Source organism: Rhizobium rhizogenes NBRC 13257 (assembly GCF_000696095.1).
Taxonomy (GTDB): Bacteria; Pseudomonadota; Alphaproteobacteria; order Rhizobiales; family Rhizobiaceae; genus Rhizobium; species Rhizobium rhizogenes.
In genome coordinates this window covers 160,170-178,387 of record NZ_BAYX01000008.1, presented here as the reverse complement: position 1 = coordinate 178,387, position 18,218 = coordinate 160,170, and the positions used below count along the sequence as shown (strand labels likewise).

Annotated in this window: 21 protein-coding genes and 1 tRNA gene; 9 read left to right on the top strand and 13 right to left on the bottom strand. The window is 60.3% G+C overall.

Annotation, left to right across the window (positions count from 1 at the left end; translation table 11 throughout):
* Positions 1–5: 5 nt before the first annotated feature.
* From pheS to infC, 4 genes are all read right to left on the bottom strand, one after another.
* A complete protein-coding gene (gene pheS / locus RRH01S_RS19535; RefSeq protein WP_007692600.1) occupies positions 6–1,088 on the bottom strand; it encodes a phenylalanine--tRNA ligase subunit alpha in 1,083 nt (360 codons plus the stop codon).
* Between the two features lie 328 nt (positions 1,089–1,416).
* Positions 1,417–1,821 carry a 50S ribosomal protein L20 gene (rplT, locus tag RRH01S_RS19525; protein ID WP_007692608.1) on the bottom strand — a complete coding sequence of 135 codons (405 nt, stop codon included), beginning with the start codon at positions 1,819–1,821 and terminating at the stop codon, positions 1,417–1,419.
* A 37-nt stretch (positions 1,822–1,858) separates the two neighbouring features.
* The gene (rpmI, locus tag RRH01S_RS19520) at positions 1,859–2,062 is read right to left on the bottom strand and encodes a 50S ribosomal protein L35 (RefSeq protein WP_003544621.1); all 204 of its coding nucleotides are present in this window, start codon (positions 2,060–2,062) and stop codon (positions 1,859–1,861) included.
* Between the two features lie 321 nt (positions 2,063–2,383).
* Positions 2,384–2,920 carry a translation initiation factor IF-3 gene (gene infC / locus RRH01S_RS19515; protein ID WP_174005636.1) on the bottom strand — a complete coding sequence of 179 codons (537 nt, stop codon included), beginning with the start codon at positions 2,918–2,920 and terminating at the stop codon, positions 2,384–2,386.
* Between the two features lie 278 nt (positions 2,921–3,198).
* Between infC and RRH01S_RS19510 the strand changes: the two genes are divergently transcribed.
* Together RRH01S_RS19510 and RRH01S_RS19505 are read left to right on the top strand one after the other, a co-directional pair.
* Positions 3,199–4,011, top strand: a complete 813-nt coding sequence (locus tag RRH01S_RS19510) for an alpha/beta hydrolase (RefSeq protein WP_012650817.1) — start codon at positions 3,199–3,201, stop codon at positions 4,009–4,011.
* Between the two features lie 236 nt (positions 4,012–4,247).
* Positions 4,248–4,847 (top strand): transglutaminase-like cysteine peptidase, encoded by a 600-nt coding sequence (locus tag RRH01S_RS19505; RefSeq protein WP_007692615.1) that lies wholly within the window; start codon positions 4,248–4,250, stop codon positions 4,845–4,847.
* Positions 4,848–4,930: 83 nt separating this feature from the next.
* Here the strand turns inward: RRH01S_RS19505 and mbfA are convergent, their stop codons facing one another.
* Complete coding sequence (mbfA, locus tag RRH01S_RS19500) at positions 4,931–5,914, bottom strand: iron exporter MbfA (protein WP_007692616.1); 984 nt, start codon at positions 5,912–5,914, stop codon at positions 4,931–4,933.
* Positions 5,915–6,166: 252 nt separating this feature from the next.
* Here mbfA and RRH01S_RS19495 point away from each other — a divergent pair, with 252 nt between their 5' ends.
* Complete coding sequence (locus RRH01S_RS19495) at positions 6,167–6,631, top strand: group III truncated hemoglobin (RefSeq protein ID WP_007692617.1); 465 nt, start codon at positions 6,167–6,169, stop codon at positions 6,629–6,631.
* Between the two features lie 3 nt (positions 6,632–6,634).
* Here the strand turns inward: RRH01S_RS19495 and RRH01S_RS19490 are convergent, their stop codons facing one another.
* Positions 6,635–7,549: an EamA family transporter gene (locus RRH01S_RS19490; protein ID WP_007692618.1), complete on the bottom strand. Its 915-nt coding sequence runs from the start codon at positions 7,547–7,549 to the stop codon at positions 6,635–6,637.
* Between the two features lie 96 nt (positions 7,550–7,645).
* Entirely contained in the window at positions 7,646–8,671 is a 1,026-nt protein-coding gene (locus RRH01S_RS19485; protein WP_012650813.1) for a histone deacetylase family protein, read from the bottom strand.
* Positions 8,672–8,822: 151 nt separating this feature from the next.
* Here RRH01S_RS19485 and RRH01S_RS19480 point away from each other — a divergent pair, with 151 nt between their 5' ends.
* Complete coding sequence (locus tag RRH01S_RS19480; protein WP_012650812.1) at positions 8,823–9,428, top strand: HAD family hydrolase; 606 nt, start codon at positions 8,823–8,825, stop codon at positions 9,426–9,428.
* A gap of 3 nt (positions 9,429–9,431) precedes the next feature.
* On the opposite strand, the gene RRH01S_RS19475 is transcribed toward RRH01S_RS19480, so the two are convergent.
* Together RRH01S_RS19475 and RRH01S_RS19470 are read right to left on the bottom strand one after the other, a co-directional pair.
* Positions 9,432–9,953 carry a GNAT family N-acetyltransferase gene (locus tag RRH01S_RS19475; RefSeq protein ID WP_012650811.1) on the bottom strand — a complete coding sequence of 174 codons (522 nt, stop codon included), beginning with the start codon at positions 9,951–9,953 and terminating at the stop codon, positions 9,432–9,434.
* A gap of 15 nt (positions 9,954–9,968) precedes the next feature.
* Positions 9,969–10,538, bottom strand: coding sequence for a helix-turn-helix domain-containing protein (locus RRH01S_RS19470; protein WP_012650810.1), 570 nt, complete (start codon positions 10,536–10,538; stop codon positions 9,969–9,971).
* 175 nt (positions 10,539–10,713) lie between these two features.
* Between RRH01S_RS19470 and lepA the strand changes: the two genes are divergently transcribed.
* Positions 10,714–12,546, top strand: coding sequence for a translation elongation factor 4 (lepA, locus tag RRH01S_RS19465; protein ID WP_007692623.1), 1,833 nt, complete (start codon positions 10,714–10,716; stop codon positions 12,544–12,546).
* Positions 12,547–12,554: 8 nt separating this feature from the next.
* On the opposite strand, the gene RRH01S_RS19460 is transcribed toward lepA, so the two are convergent.
* Both RRH01S_RS19460 and RRH01S_RS19455 read right to left on the bottom strand, forming a co-directional pair.
* Positions 12,555–13,010 (bottom strand): GFA family protein, encoded by a 456-nt coding sequence (locus RRH01S_RS19460; RefSeq protein ID WP_007692624.1) that lies wholly within the window; start codon positions 13,008–13,010, stop codon positions 12,555–12,557.
* Positions 13,011–13,130: 120 nt separating this feature from the next.
* The gene (locus tag RRH01S_RS19455; RefSeq protein WP_034520004.1) at positions 13,131–13,865 is read right to left on the bottom strand and encodes a type 1 glutamine amidotransferase; all 735 of its coding nucleotides are present in this window, start codon (positions 13,863–13,865) and stop codon (positions 13,131–13,133) included.
* Positions 13,866–13,990: 125 nt separating this feature from the next.
* Here RRH01S_RS19455 and RRH01S_RS19450 point away from each other — a divergent pair, with 125 nt between their 5' ends.
* On the top strand, positions 13,991–14,284 hold the full coding sequence (locus RRH01S_RS19450; protein WP_007692627.1) for an Rdx family protein: 294 nt from the start codon (positions 13,991–13,993) through the stop codon (positions 14,282–14,284).
* A gap of 48 nt (positions 14,285–14,332) precedes the next feature.
* Here the strand turns inward: RRH01S_RS19450 and RRH01S_RS34455 are convergent, their stop codons facing one another.
* Both RRH01S_RS34455 and RRH01S_RS19445 read right to left on the bottom strand, forming a co-directional pair.
* Positions 14,333–14,473, bottom strand: coding sequence for a hypothetical protein (locus RRH01S_RS34455; RefSeq protein ID WP_007692629.1), 141 nt, complete (start codon positions 14,471–14,473; stop codon positions 14,333–14,335).
* 157 nt (positions 14,474–14,630) lie between these two features.
* Entirely contained in the window at positions 14,631–15,059 is a 429-nt protein-coding gene (locus tag RRH01S_RS19445) for a BA14K family protein (protein WP_007692631.1), read from the bottom strand.
* Positions 15,060–15,253: 194 nt separating this feature from the next.
* On the opposite strand from RRH01S_RS19445, the gene RRH01S_RS19440 reads away from it, so the two are divergent.
* The 3 genes from RRH01S_RS19440 (at position 15,254) to RRH01S_RS19425 (ending at position 18,156) form a co-directional block, all read left to right on the top strand.
* Positions 15,254–16,675 (top strand): phosphomannomutase, encoded by a 1,422-nt coding sequence (locus tag RRH01S_RS19440; protein ID WP_174010254.1) that lies wholly within the window; start codon positions 15,254–15,256, stop codon positions 16,673–16,675.
* A gap of 92 nt (positions 16,676–16,767) precedes the next feature.
* Positions 16,768–16,854, top strand: a tRNA-Leu gene (locus RRH01S_RS19435).
* Between the two features lie 441 nt (positions 16,855–17,295).
* Complete coding sequence (locus RRH01S_RS19425) at positions 17,296–18,156, top strand: WcbI family polysaccharide biosynthesis putative acetyltransferase (RefSeq protein WP_007692639.1); 861 nt, start codon at positions 17,296–17,298, stop codon at positions 18,154–18,156.
* Positions 18,157–18,218: the final 62 nt, after the last annotated feature.

The following is an 18,218-nucleotide window of genomic DNA, read 5'->3' as shown; positions in this document are numbered from 1 at the left end:
CTTGCTTACGCGCTCAAGCCGCCGAACAGCGTCGGCATGTCGAGCGGGCGGAAGCCGTAATGGTTCATCCAGCGGACGTCGGCGTTGAAGAAGTCGCGCAGGTCCGGCATGCCGTATTTCAGCATGGCGATGCGGTCGAGGCCCATGCCCCAGGCAAAGCCCTGATATTCATCCGGATCGAGGCCGCCATGGCGCAGCACGTTCGGATGCACCATGCCGCAGCCGAGGATTTCCATCCAGTCGGTGCCCTCGCCGAACTTGACGATCGGGCCGGAACGGTCACACTGGATATCGACCTCGAAGGAGGGCTCGGTGAACGGGAAGAAGGACGGGCGGAAGCGCATCGTCACATTGTCGACCTCGAAGAAGGTCTTGCAGAATTCTTCCAGCACCCAACGGATATTGGCGACGTTCGCCGTCTTGTCGATGACGAGGCCCTCGACCTGATGGAACATCGGCGAATGCGTGGCGTCACTATCCTGGCGATAGGTCTTGCCGGGGATGATGATGCGGATCGGCGGCTTTTGCGCTTCCATGGTGCGGATCTGCACCGGCGAGGTGTGCGTGCGCAGCACCTTGCGTTCACCCTTCTCATCCGGCTGGAAGAAGAAGGTGTCGTGCATCTCGCGGGCCGGATGTCCTTCGGGAAAATTCAGCGCCGTGAAGTTATAATAGTCGGTCTCGACATCAGGGCCTTCGGCAATCGAGAAGCCCATATCGCCGAAGATCGCGGTGATCTCATCGACGATCTGGCTGATCGGATGGATGCGGCCGCGTTCAGCCGGAGAAGAACGCACCGGCAGGCTGACGTCGACCGTCTCCGCCTTCAGCTTCGCATCGATGGCGGCATCCTTCAACGCGCCCTTGCGGGCGTTGATGGCGTCGGTGACAGAGTTCTTCAGCGCGTTGATCGCAGCGCCCCGTGTCTGCCGCTCTTCCGGCGACATCGAGCCCAGCGTTTTCAGCAGTTCCGAAACCGAGCCCTTCTTGCCGAGCGCGGCGACCCTCACGGCTTCGATCGACTGCTCGTCGGTCGCCGCGGCCACCTCGGCCATGAGTTGGGTTTCAAGTGTTACGAGTTCCGTCATCTGGTCCTGCCTTGCGGGCGGCGGGCTTGGAACGCCGCTCAGTCCGCGGAATAATGGATGAACGCATGCATCATAAAGCTTGTGGCAACGATGAGGCGCTGCAGATCACTACCCATGTGCAAGCGGCCAATCAACCGGGCAAATGACAAAAAGCCGCCAAGAAAGCGGTGCTTGGCACTTGCCGCCCGATGCACGATCCGTTTTCCGGGGTTCCGCCCGACAGGACCGCCTGACACGATGGAAAGCATATGCTGCAAAACACAAAACCCGCGCCGGTTTCGCCAGCGCGGGTTTCATAATGAATTTACGAAAGACGTGCGAAGCGGCGTTAGTTAACGGCTGCTTCGAACTCGTTCTTCGTACCGGCGTCCTTGAGGTATTCCAGAGCCTTCTTCGAGGCGGCGACGAGCGCGCCGAAAGCTTCCGTCTCATGGATTGCCATGTCGGACAGAACCTTGCGGTCGACTTCGATGCCAGCCTTGGTCAGGCCGTCGATGAAGCGGCCATAGGTCAGGCCGTGCTCGCGGACGGCAGCGTTGATACGCTGGATCCAGAGAGCGCGGAAATTGCGCTTGTTAACCTTGCGGTCGCGATAAGCGTACTGCTTGGAACGATCGACAGCGGCCTTGGCGGTCCGGATGGTGTTCTTGCGGCGGCCGTAGAATCCACGAGCCTGCTTCAGAACCTTCTTATGCTTGGCGTGCGAGGTTACGCCTCTTTTTACGCGTGCCATTTCATGATCTCCTTAGTCTATAGCGTTACGAATAGTCTTAGAGACCGTTCGGCAAGTAATTCTTGATAACCTTACGACCATCCGGTTCTGCGAGAACCATGGTACCGCGGGCATCGCGAATGAACTTGTTGCTACGCTTGATCATGCCGTGGCGCTTGCCAGCAGCGGCTGCCTTGACCTTGCCGGTCGCGGTGATCTTGAACCGCTTCTTGGCAGAGGACTTCGTCTTCATCTTGGGCATTTTGCTACTCCTTCGATGCTTCCTGGCGCGCTTTGTTAAAAAGCCCTTCCCACAGATCCGGCTGGGCCGGGCTGCGACAAGGTGCCGGAGCGTTTGTTGTTGAACGGTGGATACGGTGATGAACCATCCCACCAGCATTCTGAACTGCCACGGCATGCCCTGCCGGTCAGTTCGGACGCGCGCTTATAACCGCAGTTGCTTTAGAGTGCAACGGGCGAGACGCGTGAATCTTTGCAGATCGATGACAGGCATCAACCCCAGGGCATAAAAAGGAAAAAGCCGCCCAATGGACGGCTCCGACCTCTAAACTCTGCCCGCGCCTTACTTTGGCGCAAGCACCATCATCATCTGGCGGCCTTCGAGCTTGGGCTCGGCTTCGACCTTGGCGATCTCAACCGTGTCTTCCTTGACCTGCTGGAGAAGCTTCATGCCGAGTTCCTGGTGGGCCATTTCACGGCCACGGAACTTCAAGGTCACTTTCACTTTGTCGCCTTCTTCGAAGAAACGACCGATTGCCTTCATCTTCACCTCATAGTCATGGGTGTCGATGTTCGGGCGCATCTTGATTTCTTTGACTTCGACGATCTTCTGCTTCTTGCGTGCCTCGGCCGCCTTCTTCTGGTTTGCGTATTTCAGCTTGCCCAGATCGAGGATCTTGCACACAGGTGCTTCAGCATTGGGGGAAATCTCAACGAGATCGAGGCCGGCCTCCTCTGCCATTCTCAACGCCTCGTCGGTCGGGACGACGCCCAAATTCTGGCCGTCAGCAGCAATAAGCTGAACTTTGGAAACGCGAATTTCCCTGTTGGAACGCGGCCCATCCTTCACGGGCGCATCAGTTTTAAAGGGTCTGCGAATGGTCGTATTCTCCACGAATTGTTACGGATAGCTGCAGCTTCTCGCTCCCGTCGGCGCAACTGACGGAAATGTCGTAAAAGCTGTGTTGAAGTCAATAGCATGGCGCCAGGAAAAAAGCACCTCCCGCGCGTCATTACTATGCCGCGCAGTCTCAAGATGCGCAAAGGACACAGTAATAAGCTCGGATAGCACAGGATGCCTGCAAAGATCGAGAGAATTTTTGGGGCCACATGCGCGCGAATCTGCTTTAAGGAGCGGAAAATTCCGGGAGTTTCTTGATGTCCGAAGCACTAGCCAGCCTTGAGCCGACCTTCCTTTCCGTGGGCGCCGGCGACGATCAGCGGCAGATCGCCATACAGCAACGCGCAGCCCAGAAGGGCGCGAAGGGTGCCACCTTCGTCTGGCTCTCCGGCTATCGCTCCGACATGAGCGGCACCAAGGCGCTGGAACTCGATGCGCTCGCCGAACGGCTCGGTCTCGGCTGCATCCGCTTCGACTATTCGGGCCACGGCCGCTCCGGCGGCAAGTTCACCGACGGGACGATCTCGCGCTGGCTGGAAGAGGCGCTCGCCGTCATCGACCACACCAAGCCGAAGCGCATCGTCCTTGTTGGCTCATCGATGGGCGGCTGGATCGCGCTCAGGCTGATCCAGGAGTTGCGCAAGCAAAAGAAGGCGCCCGTCATCCACGGCCTGGTGCTGATCGCCCCCGCCCCGGATTTCACCATCGATCTCATCGAGCCGAACCTTTCCGACACCGAGCGCAGATCGCTGGCCGAGCGCGGCTATTTCGAGGAGCCTTCGGAGTATAGTTCCGAGCCGAATATCTTCACGCGCGCCCTCATCGAGGACGGCCGTACCAATCGCGTTCTGACCGGCATCGTCGAGACCGGTTGCCCGGTCCATATCCTGCAAGGCATGCAGGACGAGGATGTGCCCTTCGCCCATTCCTTAAAACTGGTCGAGCACCTGCCAGCCGACGACGTGGTGTTAACACTTGTGCGCGACGGCGATCATCGCCTGTCCCGGCCGCAGGATATCGAGCGCATGCTGGTCGCGGCAGAGACCCTGGCGCTGAATAATCTTCCATAAAAACAGATAGATAGAGATGATCAAAATCGGCGAGCAGCCCGCTCGCCGGGCCGGATTCGCGCGACATCTCGATAATCACAAGAAGCATTCAATTGTGGCAACTATCCCTTTGATTGTGCTGAAATTAACCATATGGCCGGGTTCCGCCGTTAACACTTAAGTAACGATTGACTTTACGCACCCCCCTACATTAACAATTTGTTAACAAATGCAGGGACGATACAAGGATAGTGGGCGTGCGTATTAAGGGCGTATTCGTTGCCTTTGCGGCTATAGTTGCCATGTCGTCGTCGGCCATGCCGGCCCCGCAGAAGACCGCGTCGATGGCTATCGGCAACGTCACCTCCCAGCCTATTGGACACTATGAATTTTGCGAGCGCCACACCGACGAGTGCGGCCCGACCCGCAACACCGGCCCGGTCGACCTCAACGCCGACACCTGGGCGCTGGTCAATCAGGTGAACCTGCGCGTCAACAAGACCATCACGCCGGCCACCGACATGGAAGTCTACGGCCAGGAAGAATATTGGGAATATCCGAAGACCGCAGGTGACTGCGAGGATTTCGCTCTCCTGAAGCGCAAGCTTCTCATGCAGAAGGGCGTTTCCGCCGCCAACCTCCTGATGACCGTCGTTCGCAAGCCGGATGGCGAAGGCCATGCGGTGCTGACGCTGCGCACCAAGCAGGGCGACTACATTCTCGACAATCTCGAGGATGAGGTGAAGGTCTGGTACAAGACTCCCTATTCCTACCTGAAGCGCCAGGCGAGCTTCAATGCAGGCCGCTGGGTCACCATCGAGAACGGCACCGACGTTCTGGTCGGCTCGGTCAAATAAGGCCCGCGAAAACCAAACCCATATAAAAAGGGCCGGCATATCTGCCGGCCCTTTGCTTTTCCAATCGCTCTTGCCGCCCGGTTTCAGGCATTTCCGATCAATATGCCCGCCGCCAGCACCAGCGAACCACCGACGACGACCTGGAAGGCGGCGCGCAGGAACGGCGTCTCCATATATTTGTTCTGGATGAAGGCGATCACCCAGAGCTCGAAGAAGACGACGATGGCGGCGATGACGGTTGCCATCCAGAAATGCGGAATGAGATAGGGCAACGCGTGGCCGAGGCCGCCGAGCGCCGTCATGATGCCGCAGGCAAGGCCGCGCTTGATCGGCGAACCGCGGCCGGAAATCTTGCCGTCGTCATGGGCAGCTTCCGTAAAGCCCATGGAAATGCCGGCACCGACGGAAGCCGACAGGCCGACGAGGAAGGTCTGCCATGTGTTTTGCGTCGCAAAGGCGGCCGCGAAGATCGGCGCCAGCGTCGAGACGGAACCATCCATCAGGCCGGCAAGGCCCGGCTGCACATAGGTCAGCACGAACTGGCGGTGGGCGCTGGCGTCTTCTTCCTGCTTGACCGACTGCGGCGTGTGCTTGTCGCCCAGCATGCGGGCGACTTCCTCGTGCCCCTGCTCCGCAAGCGCAAGATCGCCGAGAAGCTGGCGCGTCGATGCATCCGAGACCTGCTTGGCCGCCTCGACATAGAAATTATAGGCCTGCTGCTCCATCGCTTCCGCCTCCTGGCGAATAGCGTCGAGCGACAGGTTCTTGCGCAGCCAATCCGGCTTGCGATCGTAGAAACCGCTGACATGCTCGCGCCGGATCAGCGGGATGCGCTCGCCGAAACGCCGGCGGTGCATGTCGATCAGCGTCTTGCGATGGGTGTCCTCGACCTCGGCCATATCCTCGAACACCTTGGCGGAGTCGGGATACTGGGCTCTTAGGGTATCGGCATATGCAAGAAAGATGCGCGCATCGTCCTCTTCAGCAGCAATGGCGACGGCGAGAATTTCCTGTTCGGACAAAGAGGCAAAGGAACGCTTCGGCGAGCGGAAGAAACCGAGCAACATCAAAATCTCCATCTTTAGAATTATTCTAATTCTAAAGTGGCTGAGTGCATGGGTCAAGCGCAAAGGCATGATCCCGAAGCAGGAGATGCCGTTTTAAGGCGAGCTGACAGCGAAACGGGCGTGGTGACTTTGCCAGATTATTGCGACGGCAGCATGAGACACTTGGTTGCGCAGGGAAATGGCGTACATAGGAGCCGACACAAGCCCAGTGCCGCAGAAAAAACTTGCGTGCGACGGGGCCAGGAGCATGACATGGACAATGACCTACAGGGCCGTGCCGCCCATCTGGCCGGCATCCGCGAAAGGGCGGAGGCCGAGATGACGCGCATCGGCATCGACGCGGCCTTCATCGACCGGCTGGTCGATACGTTCTACGGCCGCATCCAAACGCATCCCCGGCTCGGCCCGGTCTTCGACGGCCGCCTGGCCGGGCGCTGGCCGGACCATATGGACAAGATGAAACGCTTCTGGTCCTCCGTCGCCTTCAAGAATGGCGCCTATGGCGGCAAGCCGGTACAGGCCCATCTCGGCGTCCAGGGCATCGCGCCCGATCTGTTTCCAGAATGGCTGGTGCTGTTTTCCCAGACGCTCGACGATATAGCCCCGACGGACGAAGCCAAGGTCTGGTTCATGGCAACGGCCGAGCGCATCGCCAAGAGCCTGACCTTGTCGCTGTTCTACAATCCGGCGGTGGATGATCCGGCGAAGAAGCCGTAAACCTCAGGCTCTCGCAGCAAAGACCGTCGCGCCGATGCTGGCGGCGACGACAAGTCCCGTACCGAACATCTGCGAGGGGGTCAGCGGCTGCGTCAGGATGACGAAGCCGGCGACAGCACCGATCGCCGGTTCCAGGCTCATGAGAATGCCGAAGGAGGATGTCGGCATGCGCCGCAGCGCCACCATTTCCAGCGCATAAGGCAGAAGCGGCACGAGCAGTGCCAAACCCGCCATTTCAATGAAACCATAGCCGGTCAAATGCGGAACGGCGGAGGCAAAGCCGAAGGGTGTCGCGACGATGGCGGCGATGATCAGCGACATCGAGAGACCCTCGAAGCCGCTAAAAACGCTGCCGACCTTCTTCGTCAGCAGGATATAGCAGGCCCAGCCGGTGCCCGCGCCACAGGCAAATAATATGCCCGAGAGATTGCCGACCCACCCCTCGCCATCATAGGCGAGCAGGAGCACGCCGATAGCGGCAATCAGCGGCCAGGCAAGCTGGCGGCTTAAACCAAAGCCGAGAGTTGCCACCAGCAGTGGCCCGAGGAAATCGATGGCAACGGCGAGGCCTAAGGGGATGCGCTCGATCGCCGAGAAGAAGGACAGCGTCATCAGCGCCGACACGGTACCGAGTGTCAGCGCACCGAGCCACTGCGCGCGGCTGTAGCGCATGACCTTCGGCCGGACGATGATCGCCAGAACGACCGCAGCGAAAGACAAGCGGAGCCATGTCGCCCCGGCCGGTCCGTAGGTGGCAATGGCGGAGGACGACAGCGCCGCGCCGAACTGGATGCAGCACATAGACAGCAGGCACATGAGGACGCCAGCACCAACACCACCCGAAGACGCCGGCACATCGGGATGCGGCATCAGCACCGCGCCACCATCCGTGCCGCTCTCGATCATCTTCTGGTCCATGGTCGCTCCCGTCCTGCGCGGCTTGTAGACGGCAAGCGATGGAGGCGCAAATTCAAACTTTTCATCGGTTGGATCAGTCGCCCTGATAGGAGCGTATCAGGCTTCCAGGCCCTTCAACACATTGGCGACATTCAGGCCAATCTCCGGCACGCCATAGCCGCCCTCCATGCAGGTGAGAACCGGCAGGCCGGCGCCGGCGACAAGCTTGCCGATGCGGATGAAATCCTCCGAGGTCAGCTTGAAAAAGGAGATCGGATCGCGTTCGAAAGTGTCGACGCCGAGCGACAGCACGATCGCTTCCGCGCCAAACGCCTTGATGCGGGTGAGTGCATCAACAAGCGCTTCCGACCAGACAGTCCAGGACGTGCCGCGCAGCATCGGATAATTGCGGTTGGCACCCAGCCCTTCGCCTTCGCCCTCCTCGTCGGCATGGCCGAGGAAATAGGGAAAGGCGTGGATGGGGTCGCCATGTAGCGAAGCGGTAAAGACGTCGCCGCGCTGATAAAAGATGTCCTGCGTGCCGTTGCCATGATGGAAGTCGACGTCGAGCACGGCCACCTTCTTCGCGCCGTGATCGCGCAGGCGCTGCGCCGCGACGGCGGCATTATTGATGAAGCAATAGCCGCCGAAGAGATCAAAACCGGCGTGATGGCCGGGCGGGCGGCAGAGCGCAAAGGCGAAGCGATTGCCGGCATGCAGCCAATCGGCCCCTGTGAGGGCGCAGCGCATCGAGGCGATCGCCGCTTCATAAGAACCCTTGCTGATCGAGGTATCGGCGGCATTGGCATAATGACCGATCATGCCGACGATGTTTTCCGGCACGCGCTGGCTGGTGCGGCGCACCGGAAAGGAGTTGGCGATCGCCTCGCCCTTGTAACCGGCCGCGACCCAACGCTCCCAGACCGTGCCCAAAAAATCGAGATAGGCGGGATCATGCACCTTGCGCGCCGTCTCCAGCCCATGTGCCTCGGGCGCCACGACATCGACAAAACCCGCTTCCTTCACCGCCGCCAGAATCCATTCGGCGCGGAATGGCGCTTCGAAGGGCGTCACCAGCTGGCCGTCATGCAGCTCGGTCTTGGCGTCCCTCAGCTTGTGATCTTCCGAATAAATGACACGCATGATCGGCCCCCTCGCCTGCGAAGTTTACTGGATAGCCCCAAGGCTTACATGGATCGCAGTCAGGAAAAAAGAGCGGCCTGCACCCTTGAACGCGACGGGAAACGACGGCACCTTCCTCCTGCCTTTGCGTCAATTGGGAGAGTCGCGCAGCATGAAAGTCCTGATGGTCGATGTCGACGGCGTACTGGTTCATGGCAGGCCCAGTGATGGCCTGCACCTTTTCACCGATCTGGAACGCGATCTCGGCCTTAGTCGCGAGCTGATCCAGAAGGAATTCTTCCAGACCCACTGGGGCAACATCGTCACAGGCCGTGAGGACCTGGAACCCCGGCTCGCCAGCGTCTTAGCGAAGATCGCACCCGGACTTAGCGCCACAGCATTGATCGACTATTGGTTCGAAAACGATTCCCGGCTGGATCGGGCGCTTCTTGCCGATCTCGCCGCTTTGCGGGCAACGGGTATCCCGATGTTCCTGGCGACCAATCAGGAACATCGGCGCGCGGCGTATCTGATGGAGAATCTCGGGCTCTCCTCCCATTTCGACGGGATTTTCTATTCCGCCATGCTCGGATACCAGAAACCGGCTCCGGAATTCTTCCGGCTGGCAACGGAGCGCGTCGGCATCGACGCCAGCGAAATCGCCTTCATCGACGATTATCCCGCCAACATAGAAGCAGCGCGGCAATTCGGCTGGAAGGCGATGCATTGGGCGCCAGGCGCGAGATTGGAAGACGCCCTTGCCGCGTTTTCACGCTGAAACTTACACAGCGATCCGCTTGTAGAAGAGCGTCGTGTCGCAGAACCCGCCCTGCGGCCACAGGGCATAATCGGGGATGACGCCGGCGCGCTCCCAGCCGAGGCGGGGATAGATGGCTTCGGCGTCGCTGCCGGTTGCCGTGTCGAGCACCAGCAGGGTTTTGCCGTGCTTGGCCGCCTCGCGCTCCGCTGCCTCCATCAGCAGGCGGGCAAGGCCCTTGCCGCGAGCGGACCGATGCACCAGCAATTTCTTCAGATCGCCGCGATGCGGTTGGTTCGGCATCTGCGCCGCGCCGATCTGCACGGTGCCGACCACCTTGCCCTCGATGACGGCGACGAGCAGCAGGGTCGCACCAGCCTCGACACTGTCGGCCACCCCCCGCCAATAGGGCGCGGCATCATCAGGCCCATAGGGCTGCATGAAGCCGACGGAAGCACCGCCATTGACGCAATCGGCAAGCACCTCGCAGAGTTCGGCGGAAACAGTGCGAGCTTCTGAAGCAGAGAGAAGACGGATATCGGGCATGAAATTATCCTTGGATTATGACCTGGGGCGATCAAGGACGACGCAATAGCGCGCCGGCTCGTCGCCGGGATTGTGGAAGACGTGACCATCGCCGATGCCCATGAACAGGCAGTCGCCGGGCATGAGGCGATGCACGGCCTCGCCGACCGTAATTTCCATTTCGCCTTCGAACAGCCAGACATGCTGGCTCATGCCCCGGCTGGCGGCATTCGGCGGAAAGCTGACGCGGGCGCCGGCGGGAAAGGTGACCTCGACGAGATCGACGGGTGATTGCGTGCCGGCCGGCGAGACCGCGCGGCGGACATATCCCGTTTCCGGGTCGCGCCAGATTGGCTGGGCGTCGCTCCTGGCCAGGGGCGAAACGTCCTCTTCCTCCTCGGCGAAAAAGCTCGAGAGCGACAGGCCGAGTGCGGCGCACAGCCGGGCGAGCAACGAAGCGGTTGGACTTGCCTCCGCTCGCTCGATGCGCGAGATCATCGCCCGGCTGACGGCAGAGGCATTTGCCAGCTCGTCCAGGGTCATTCCGCGGGCGATGCGCAACTGCTTGATGCGCGCGCCAATCGCGATTTCCAGATCGTCATCCATCATCAGCACATCACTTGCATCGAATTTCTACTATAAGAGAAATACATGATCCAATGATGGAATCAAGCCGGATTATGCCACCGATTGTGACGGCAACCCCAAATGCCTGCGGCCATGCGGATATCCCTAACAAAACCCTGCTTTTCCGCTTTGCGGCGCGGGGCGGCGCTGCTATATGGCGCGCATGAGCACCAATTCCACCACTCCGCTTTCGCACATCCGCAACTTCTCCATCGTGGCCCATATCGACCACGGCAAATCGACGCTGGCCGATCGTCTGATCCAGACGACGGGCGGCCTTGCTGAACGCGAGATGTCCGAACAGGTGCTGGACAATATGGAGATCGAGCGCGAGCGCGGCATCACCATCAAGGCCCAGACCGTGCGTCTGCACTACAAGGCCAACAATGGCGAGACCTATATCCTCAACCTGATCGACACGCCCGGCCACGTCGACTTCGCCTATGAAGTCTCGCGCTCGCTATCGGCCTGCGAAGGTTCGCTGCTGGTGGTCGACGCCAGCCAAGGCGTGGAAGCGCAGACGCTCGCCAACGTCTATCAGGCGATCGACAACAACCACGAGATCGTCACCGTCCTCAACAAGATCGACCTGCCTGCCGCCGAACCGGACCGCATCAAGGACCAGATCGAAGAGGTCATCGGCATCGACGCCTCCGAGGCCGTGCTGATTTCGGCCAAGACCGGTCTCGGCATCCCCGATGTTCTCGAAGCCATCGTGCATAAGCTGCCGGCGCCGAAGAGCCCCGGTGGCGAAAAGGCACCGCTGAAGGCGCTGCTGGTCGACAGCTGGTACGACACCTATCTCGGCGTCATGGTTCTCGTTCGCATCATCGACGGCGTCATGACCAAGGGCCAGACCATCCGCATGATGGGCACGGACGTGAAGTACCAGGTCGAGCGCGTCGGTGTTCTCACGCCGAAAATGCTCACCGTCGAAAGCCTCGGCCCCGGCGAGATCGGCTTCATTACCGCCTCGATCAAGGAAGTGGCCGACACCCGCGTCGGCGACACCATCACCGAGGACAAGCGCCCGACCGCCCAGGCACTGCCGGGCTTCAAGCCGGCTCAGCCGGTCGTCTTCTGCGGCCTGTTCCCGGTCGATGCCGCCGATTTCGAGGATCTGCGCTCGGCCATGGGCAAGCTGCGCCTCAACGACGCCAGCTTCTCCTTCGAAATGGAATCATCCGCCGCTCTCGGCTTCGGCTTCCGCTGCGGCTTCCTCGGCCTGCTGCATCTGGAAATCATCCAGGAGCGCCTGGAACGCGAATTCAATCTCGACCTGATCGCGACGGCTCCCTCGGTCGTCTATCAGCTGACCATGACCGACGGCACCGAGATCGAGCTGCACAACCCGGCCGACATGCCCGATGTCGTCAAGATCGCCGAATTCCGCGAACCATGGATCAAGGCGACGATCCTGACGCCGGACGAATATCTCGGCTCGATCCTGAAGCTCTGCCAGGACCGGCGCGGCGTCCAGACCGAGCTGACCTATGTCGGCAACCGTGCGATGATCACCTACGACCTGCCGCTCAACGAAGTCGTCTTCGATTTCTACGATCGGCTGAAGTCGATCTCCAAGGGCTACGCTTCCTTCGACTATAATCTCACGGATTACCGCGACAGTGATCTCGTCAAGATGTCGATCCTCGTCAATGCCGAGCCGGTCGACGCGCTGTCCATGCTGGTCCACCGCTCGGCGGCGGAAAAGCGCGGCCGCGTCATGTGCGAGAAGCTGAAGGACCTGATCCCGCAGCACATGTTCCAGATCCCGATTCAGGCCGCCATCGGCGGGCGCATCATCGCCCGCGAGACGGTGAAGGCGCTGCGCAAGGACGTGACCGCCAAGTGCTATGGCGGCGACGCCTCGCGCAAGCGCAAGCTGCTGGACAAGCAGAAGGAAGGCAAGAAGCGCATGCGGCAGTTCGGCAAGGTCGAAATCCCGCAGGAAGCGTTTATTGCAGCGCTGAAGATGGGGGATGAGTGAGGCTCGCCTCACCCCTGCCCCATATACTCCTTCGTCAGCACCTCGAAATCCTCCATCGCCGGCAGTGCCGCATAGCTATGCTTAGCCGGAGTCGCAGCCCAGGGAAGCTTTTCGCTTGTCCAGGTCTCGACGAAAGGCGTGAACCAGCTGGCGTCGTCGAGCATGGTCGGGCGCAGATTGACGAACCAGTCGAGCCCCTCCAAGCGGGTGAACATCCAACTCATGCAGCTTGGGCAGAAATAATGCTTCAGCTTTTCGTCGCGCATCCCGCCGATGACGGGCTCGCCTTGCGTGACTTCGAAACCGTCGCTCGGAATGGCGATGCTGAGCGAATAGGCGCTGGAGGACATGCGCTGGCAGCCGGTGCAATGGCAGGCCATGGCGAGCAGCGGCCTGGCGCTGACCTTCAGCCGCACCTGCCCGCAACGGCATCCGCCTTCCCAGGGTAATTCTGGCTGGGTCATAGGTTGGTCTCCTCCGGTTCTTGATCCTCGTTTCGCTAAGATCTGATGCCGGGCAGCTTAGTGTCGAGCCGACGCCTCCCGGCGCGGCCGCTTAATATCAACTCCGGCAGCTTCCGTTCGTCAGAGCGCTACCTCCTCGCGCTGCTCCACCGCTACGCCAATCGTCCTCACCCAGGCCCGCGCGATCACCAGCCCGGCCGTCTCGGCCGCCGCCGCATGCTGCGCAGCGATCTCGGGAAAGCGCTCCTGCCAGCCAGGCTCGATGCGTTCGATCGTCTCCTTGAAATCCTTCCGCCAACCTTCGACCACATCGGCATTGGCCTCGAAATGGAACTGCGTGCCGTAGGTGGCACGGCCGATGCGGTAAGCCTGGTTGCGGGCGATATCGTTGGTGGCAAGCCGCACGGCGCAGGCGGGCAGCGTGAACGTGTCGGAATGCCATTCGAAGATGGTGAATTCGTCGCCGACACTCGCTAGAAGCGGATCAGCCTTGCCCTCCTCGGTGACGCCGACCGTCTTCCAGCCGAATTCGCGGGCGGCACCGATGAGATTTTCGGCCTCATAGGCGCGCGCCAGGATCTGGCTGCCGAGGCAGATGCCGAGCACGGCCTTGTCGGCCTCCTCAAACCGGCGCATCAGCTGCGCCAGCTCCGGCAGATAGGGATGCGTCTCGTCATCGCGGGCATTCTGTTCGCCGCCGAGTACGACGAGCGCATCATGCGACGTCACATCCTGTGGAAGCCTCTCGCCGTCCCATGCCCGGAACCATTCAAGCTCCGCCCCTACCTCCTTCAGCGCCATGCCAAGGGCGCCAATCGGCGTGTTCTTCATATTCTCAATGATTGCGACCCGCATTCCCGTGATTCCCGAAAATTGCCCCTGGCGAAGATGACCATGAGCGGATCGATGGCGCAAGAGCGGGGTGCTTGCGGCCGGCCGAAGCTGCGCCTAAATGTCAGGAGACAACAAGGAAGCCGACGATGAGCGACAAGCCGCGGATCACCATTCTCTATTGCACCCAATGCAACTGGCTGCTGCGGTCCGGCTGGATGGCGCAGGAGCTGCTGCAGACGTTCACCGACAGCCTGGGCGAAGTGGCGCTACTGCCGGGCACCGGCGGCGTCTTCGAAATCCGCATCGATGGCGAATTGCTGTGGGAGCGCAAGCGCGACGGCGGCTTTCCGGGACCGAAGGAGCTGAAGCAGCGGGTGCGCGATGTCATTGATCCCGATCGCGATCTCGGCCATACGGACCGCGCATCGCTGGAGAGCTGACAGATATTTTGGAGGAGGCGCAGCCCGGATAGGCGCGCCTCCGTCTCGTTATTTGTCTTTCTTGCCGAAGCCCATCGGGGTTCCAGCCTGTTTGACGGCAAAGCCCGGCTGCGGCTTTGGAGCTTCGGCTGTCTTGTCCTTCTTGGGTTTTCGCGTTTCGCGATTTCCTCTTACTTGACCCTTTGCCATTTCAGGCTCCTTGTTTGGATCGCGACCACATGGAAGCGATGACATCTTACGGACCGCCTAAGTCGCGCCAAAAGCAAGCGATTTATTTTCGCTTTCATCTGCAGACGTCGGCAAAAGACGCGAACCGGCGTTGAAATCGCCGGCCGGCCAAGCTCGATCATTGATAGGGCGAGCGGCAGGCCTGAAAACCATTGTGGAGCGTGGTGTAGAGGTTCGTCCCCGGATTATAGGTCCGATAGCGGTCGGCACACCACACCCGATGGCGGGTGCTATTATCGACAGGCGCACGATAATTGGTCTTCGGTGGGACATAGTTGTTGCGCGGAGGGATGACGATCCCGGGATTGTCATAACGATTCCTGCCGCCGAGAGCCGGCGGCGGATTGGGGATTGGCTGGCCGGGGCGGCGATACCATTGCTGCCGCCCGAAACCGAAACAGCCGCGATAGTCGCAAAGGACAGATCCATTAGCGCGGGGCGGGATGACGATCGTCGGGTTTTTCGAGGCCGCATGGCTGACATCCAGGGGTGACAACAAGGCGAGGCCAAGAGCGCAACCATAGGCGATTTTGGCGAAAACAGTCATGACGGGCTCCCGTACTGTCGATCTCGGCGACGCAACGTCGCCTCTTCAACGGCTCGTCTTTGTATTTGGGTTCTCGCCCCGGACAAAACCAGTGCCGCGATGGCAGGCATTTGGCCATCATCGATCAGTTGATCCTTTTCCCGGCATGTTTCATAAGAAGCGCAAAGATTACGAGGAGATTGCGCGTGAGCAGCTTGAAATTCGGCACCAGCGGCCTTCGCGGCCTGTCAGTGGATCTCGTGGGACGGGCGTCGGCTCTCTATGCCACAGCCTTTGCCCGCCATCTGCTGAAAAGCGGCCAGGCACAGCCCGGCGATCTCATCCTTGTCGGTCGGGATTTCCGCGATTCCAGCCCATCGATCTCGGCCACTTGCATTGGCGCGCTGAAGCGTGCCGGCTTCACGCCGGTCGATTGCGGCACGCTGCCGACGCCGGCGCTGGCGCTTTACGGGCTGGAGCTCAAGGCCGCGTCGCTGATGATCACCGGCTCGCATATTCCGGCCGACCGCAACGGCATCAAATTCTATCGCCCGGACGGCGAAATCGACAAGCAGGACGAACTGGCGATCAGTGCGGAAGCCGCGGCGATCGGCGACGCGAACATGGACGAGACACCCGGAACCGGCGAAGATCGCTCGGCGCAGACCGAAGCACTCTACTTCGAACGCAATATCGCCCTCCTGCCCGCCGACAGCCTCAAGGGCCTTACGATCGGCGTCTATCAGCACAGCACGGTGGCGCGCGACCTGCTTGGTCTGGTGCTTGCGCATTATGGCGCGCGCGTCGTGCCGCTCGGCCGCTCCGAAAGCTTCATTCCCGTCGATACCGAAGCGGTCTCTGCTGAAACCATCCGCCTGCTGAAGGGCTGGGCGCCGGAGCACGGGCTGGATGCGATCGTCTCGGCCGATGGCGATGGCGACCGGCCGCTTCTGGCGGATGAGACCGGCGAGCCTCTGCGCGGCGACCTGCTTGGCCTTATCGCCGCAAACTTCCTCGGCGCGGAGGTGGTGGTGACGCCGGTCACCTCCAATTCCGGCATCGAGGCCGCGGGCACCTATTCGGTCACCCGCACCCGCGTCGGCTCGCCCTACGTCATCGCCGGCATGGACGAGGCGCTGGCGGCCGGCAAGACCAATGTCATGGGCTTCGAGGCGAATGGCGGCACGCTGACGGCCAGCCGCTTCATCATCGAAGGCGAGCCGGTACAGCCCCTGCCGACACGCGACGGCTTCCTTCCGATCCTTGCGACGCTGTACGCCGCCGCGCTCGCCGGACAGCCGCTCTCGGCCGTTGCCGGCGGCTACCGTCTGCCCTTCGCCGCTGCCGACCGGCTGGAGAATTTTCCGGTCGAAACCAGCGCCGCTTTGATGGCCTATCTACGCGCCTCGGATGCGAATCTCGCAAGCTTCCTGGCGCCGGTCTCAGGTGTTGCGTCGAAGAGCGATATCGACGGACTGCGGGTGACGCTCTCCGATGGCCGCATCATCCATTTCCGGCCCTCCGGAAATGCCCCGGAAATGCGCTGCTATGTCGAAGCAGCGGGAGAAAACGAAGCAAAGGCCTTGCTGGAACAGGGACTTGGCCTCATCCGCGCCTGGGCGAAAGCCCGGGCATAGGCCGGGCTTCAACCGCTTTTTTCCAGTTTGACACGAAAACTTCAAAAACCCTGTTGACACCGGAGAGCCACCCCCTTACATGCGTGTCCGTCGCCCAGATGGCGGAATTGGTAGACGCGCCAGCTTCAGGTGCTGGTACCCGAAAGGGTGTGGAGGTTCGAGTCCTCTTCTGGGCACCATTCCATTTTTCCAACGTTGATTTCGTTGGTTCTTTCATCGATTTTTGTCAGATAAGTTCCCCCTCGGGGGCCAGACGGATGTCGATGATATTTCCCCGAACGGCTTCGATATAACTTTCCCCGCCAGCCGCTAGGTTTGCGGGCGCGAAATTGCCCAGGCAGCTGCGCCATCCATCGATGCAAGGACGTCCATCGGCCTCCGCATCCCCCATCAGCCATTCCATGTCTGGCACATCATTCCTATGGCCGTTGGCGCCGGTGGCGCCCCCGTGCCGCGAATTGCCCATCCGTGACGCTATTCATATAGACAGGCCAAGGTCGCAAAAACATAGTTGCGCGTGACATCTATACGCCTCTTCCTCACGCTGGCCTTACCGATGTAAGAAATCGGCCTCACAGCGCAGGAAAGTTTATTTAAAACAAAATCTTAGGACGGATTAGATGGAGACATGGCTCCTGCTGTCGAACTGCCAAACGTTTGGGCTTGCGAATTCCCTGAATTTGCTCAATCCGAAGTTTCATATCGAGGCGGTTGATGTCTATGCGTTCCAGCATGGTATCGAAAAATACCGGGCAACCTTGCCCGACTATTTCAGGGTGATCATCCATCCGTATTTCCAGACCATGGATTTCGATTTCACGGCCGCGCGCAATCTCGACATCATTCCCTCGATAGAGTTCGACGCTTATCACCCCGACGTCTGCTATGCTTTTTCGGAAAGCGGCGGCCCGCTCGATGGGCCGATGAGCGCGTATCACTCGATGATCGTATTGGCCGCTTATGAGGCCGGATTGTCCGCAGAAGCGACCCGCAAACTATTTCGGCGGGATGTGTTTGAACGATGCGGCTTCCTGACGCGCTGGGAAGAAGAGCGCACGGATCTTATCAACAATTTTGCGCAGCACGGGCTGGATATCTCATCCGCGTTCCGGAACTGGTCTCGCGGCGATTCCTTCATGTATTCGGTGAACCATCCGAAGATTCATTGCGTCTATGATATTGCGCGCGCCTTCATGAAGCGCCTTGGCGTTCAGACGTTCGAAGGCGGCATTGTGCCGATGGACAATCTTCTCAAGGGGCCGTGCTATCCGGTCTATCCGGAAATTGCCGAGACATTCGGCGCGCGGGGATCCTACTTCTTCAAGATGCACAATGATTATCGTCTCATCTCGCTGGAGACATTCATCGATCTCAGCTTCGCCAGCTATTCGCGCTTTCCCACTGGCACGCTCCATATCGAGAAATCGGTTCGTGGCCGATATGCGCAGGTGAAGGCCGTAATCGCCGAGGCGGTCGGATAACGGCACCCGTCTGCCCGCTTGCTTCCTTGGGATCGCCTCAACGGCGATCCCAAGGATAAAAT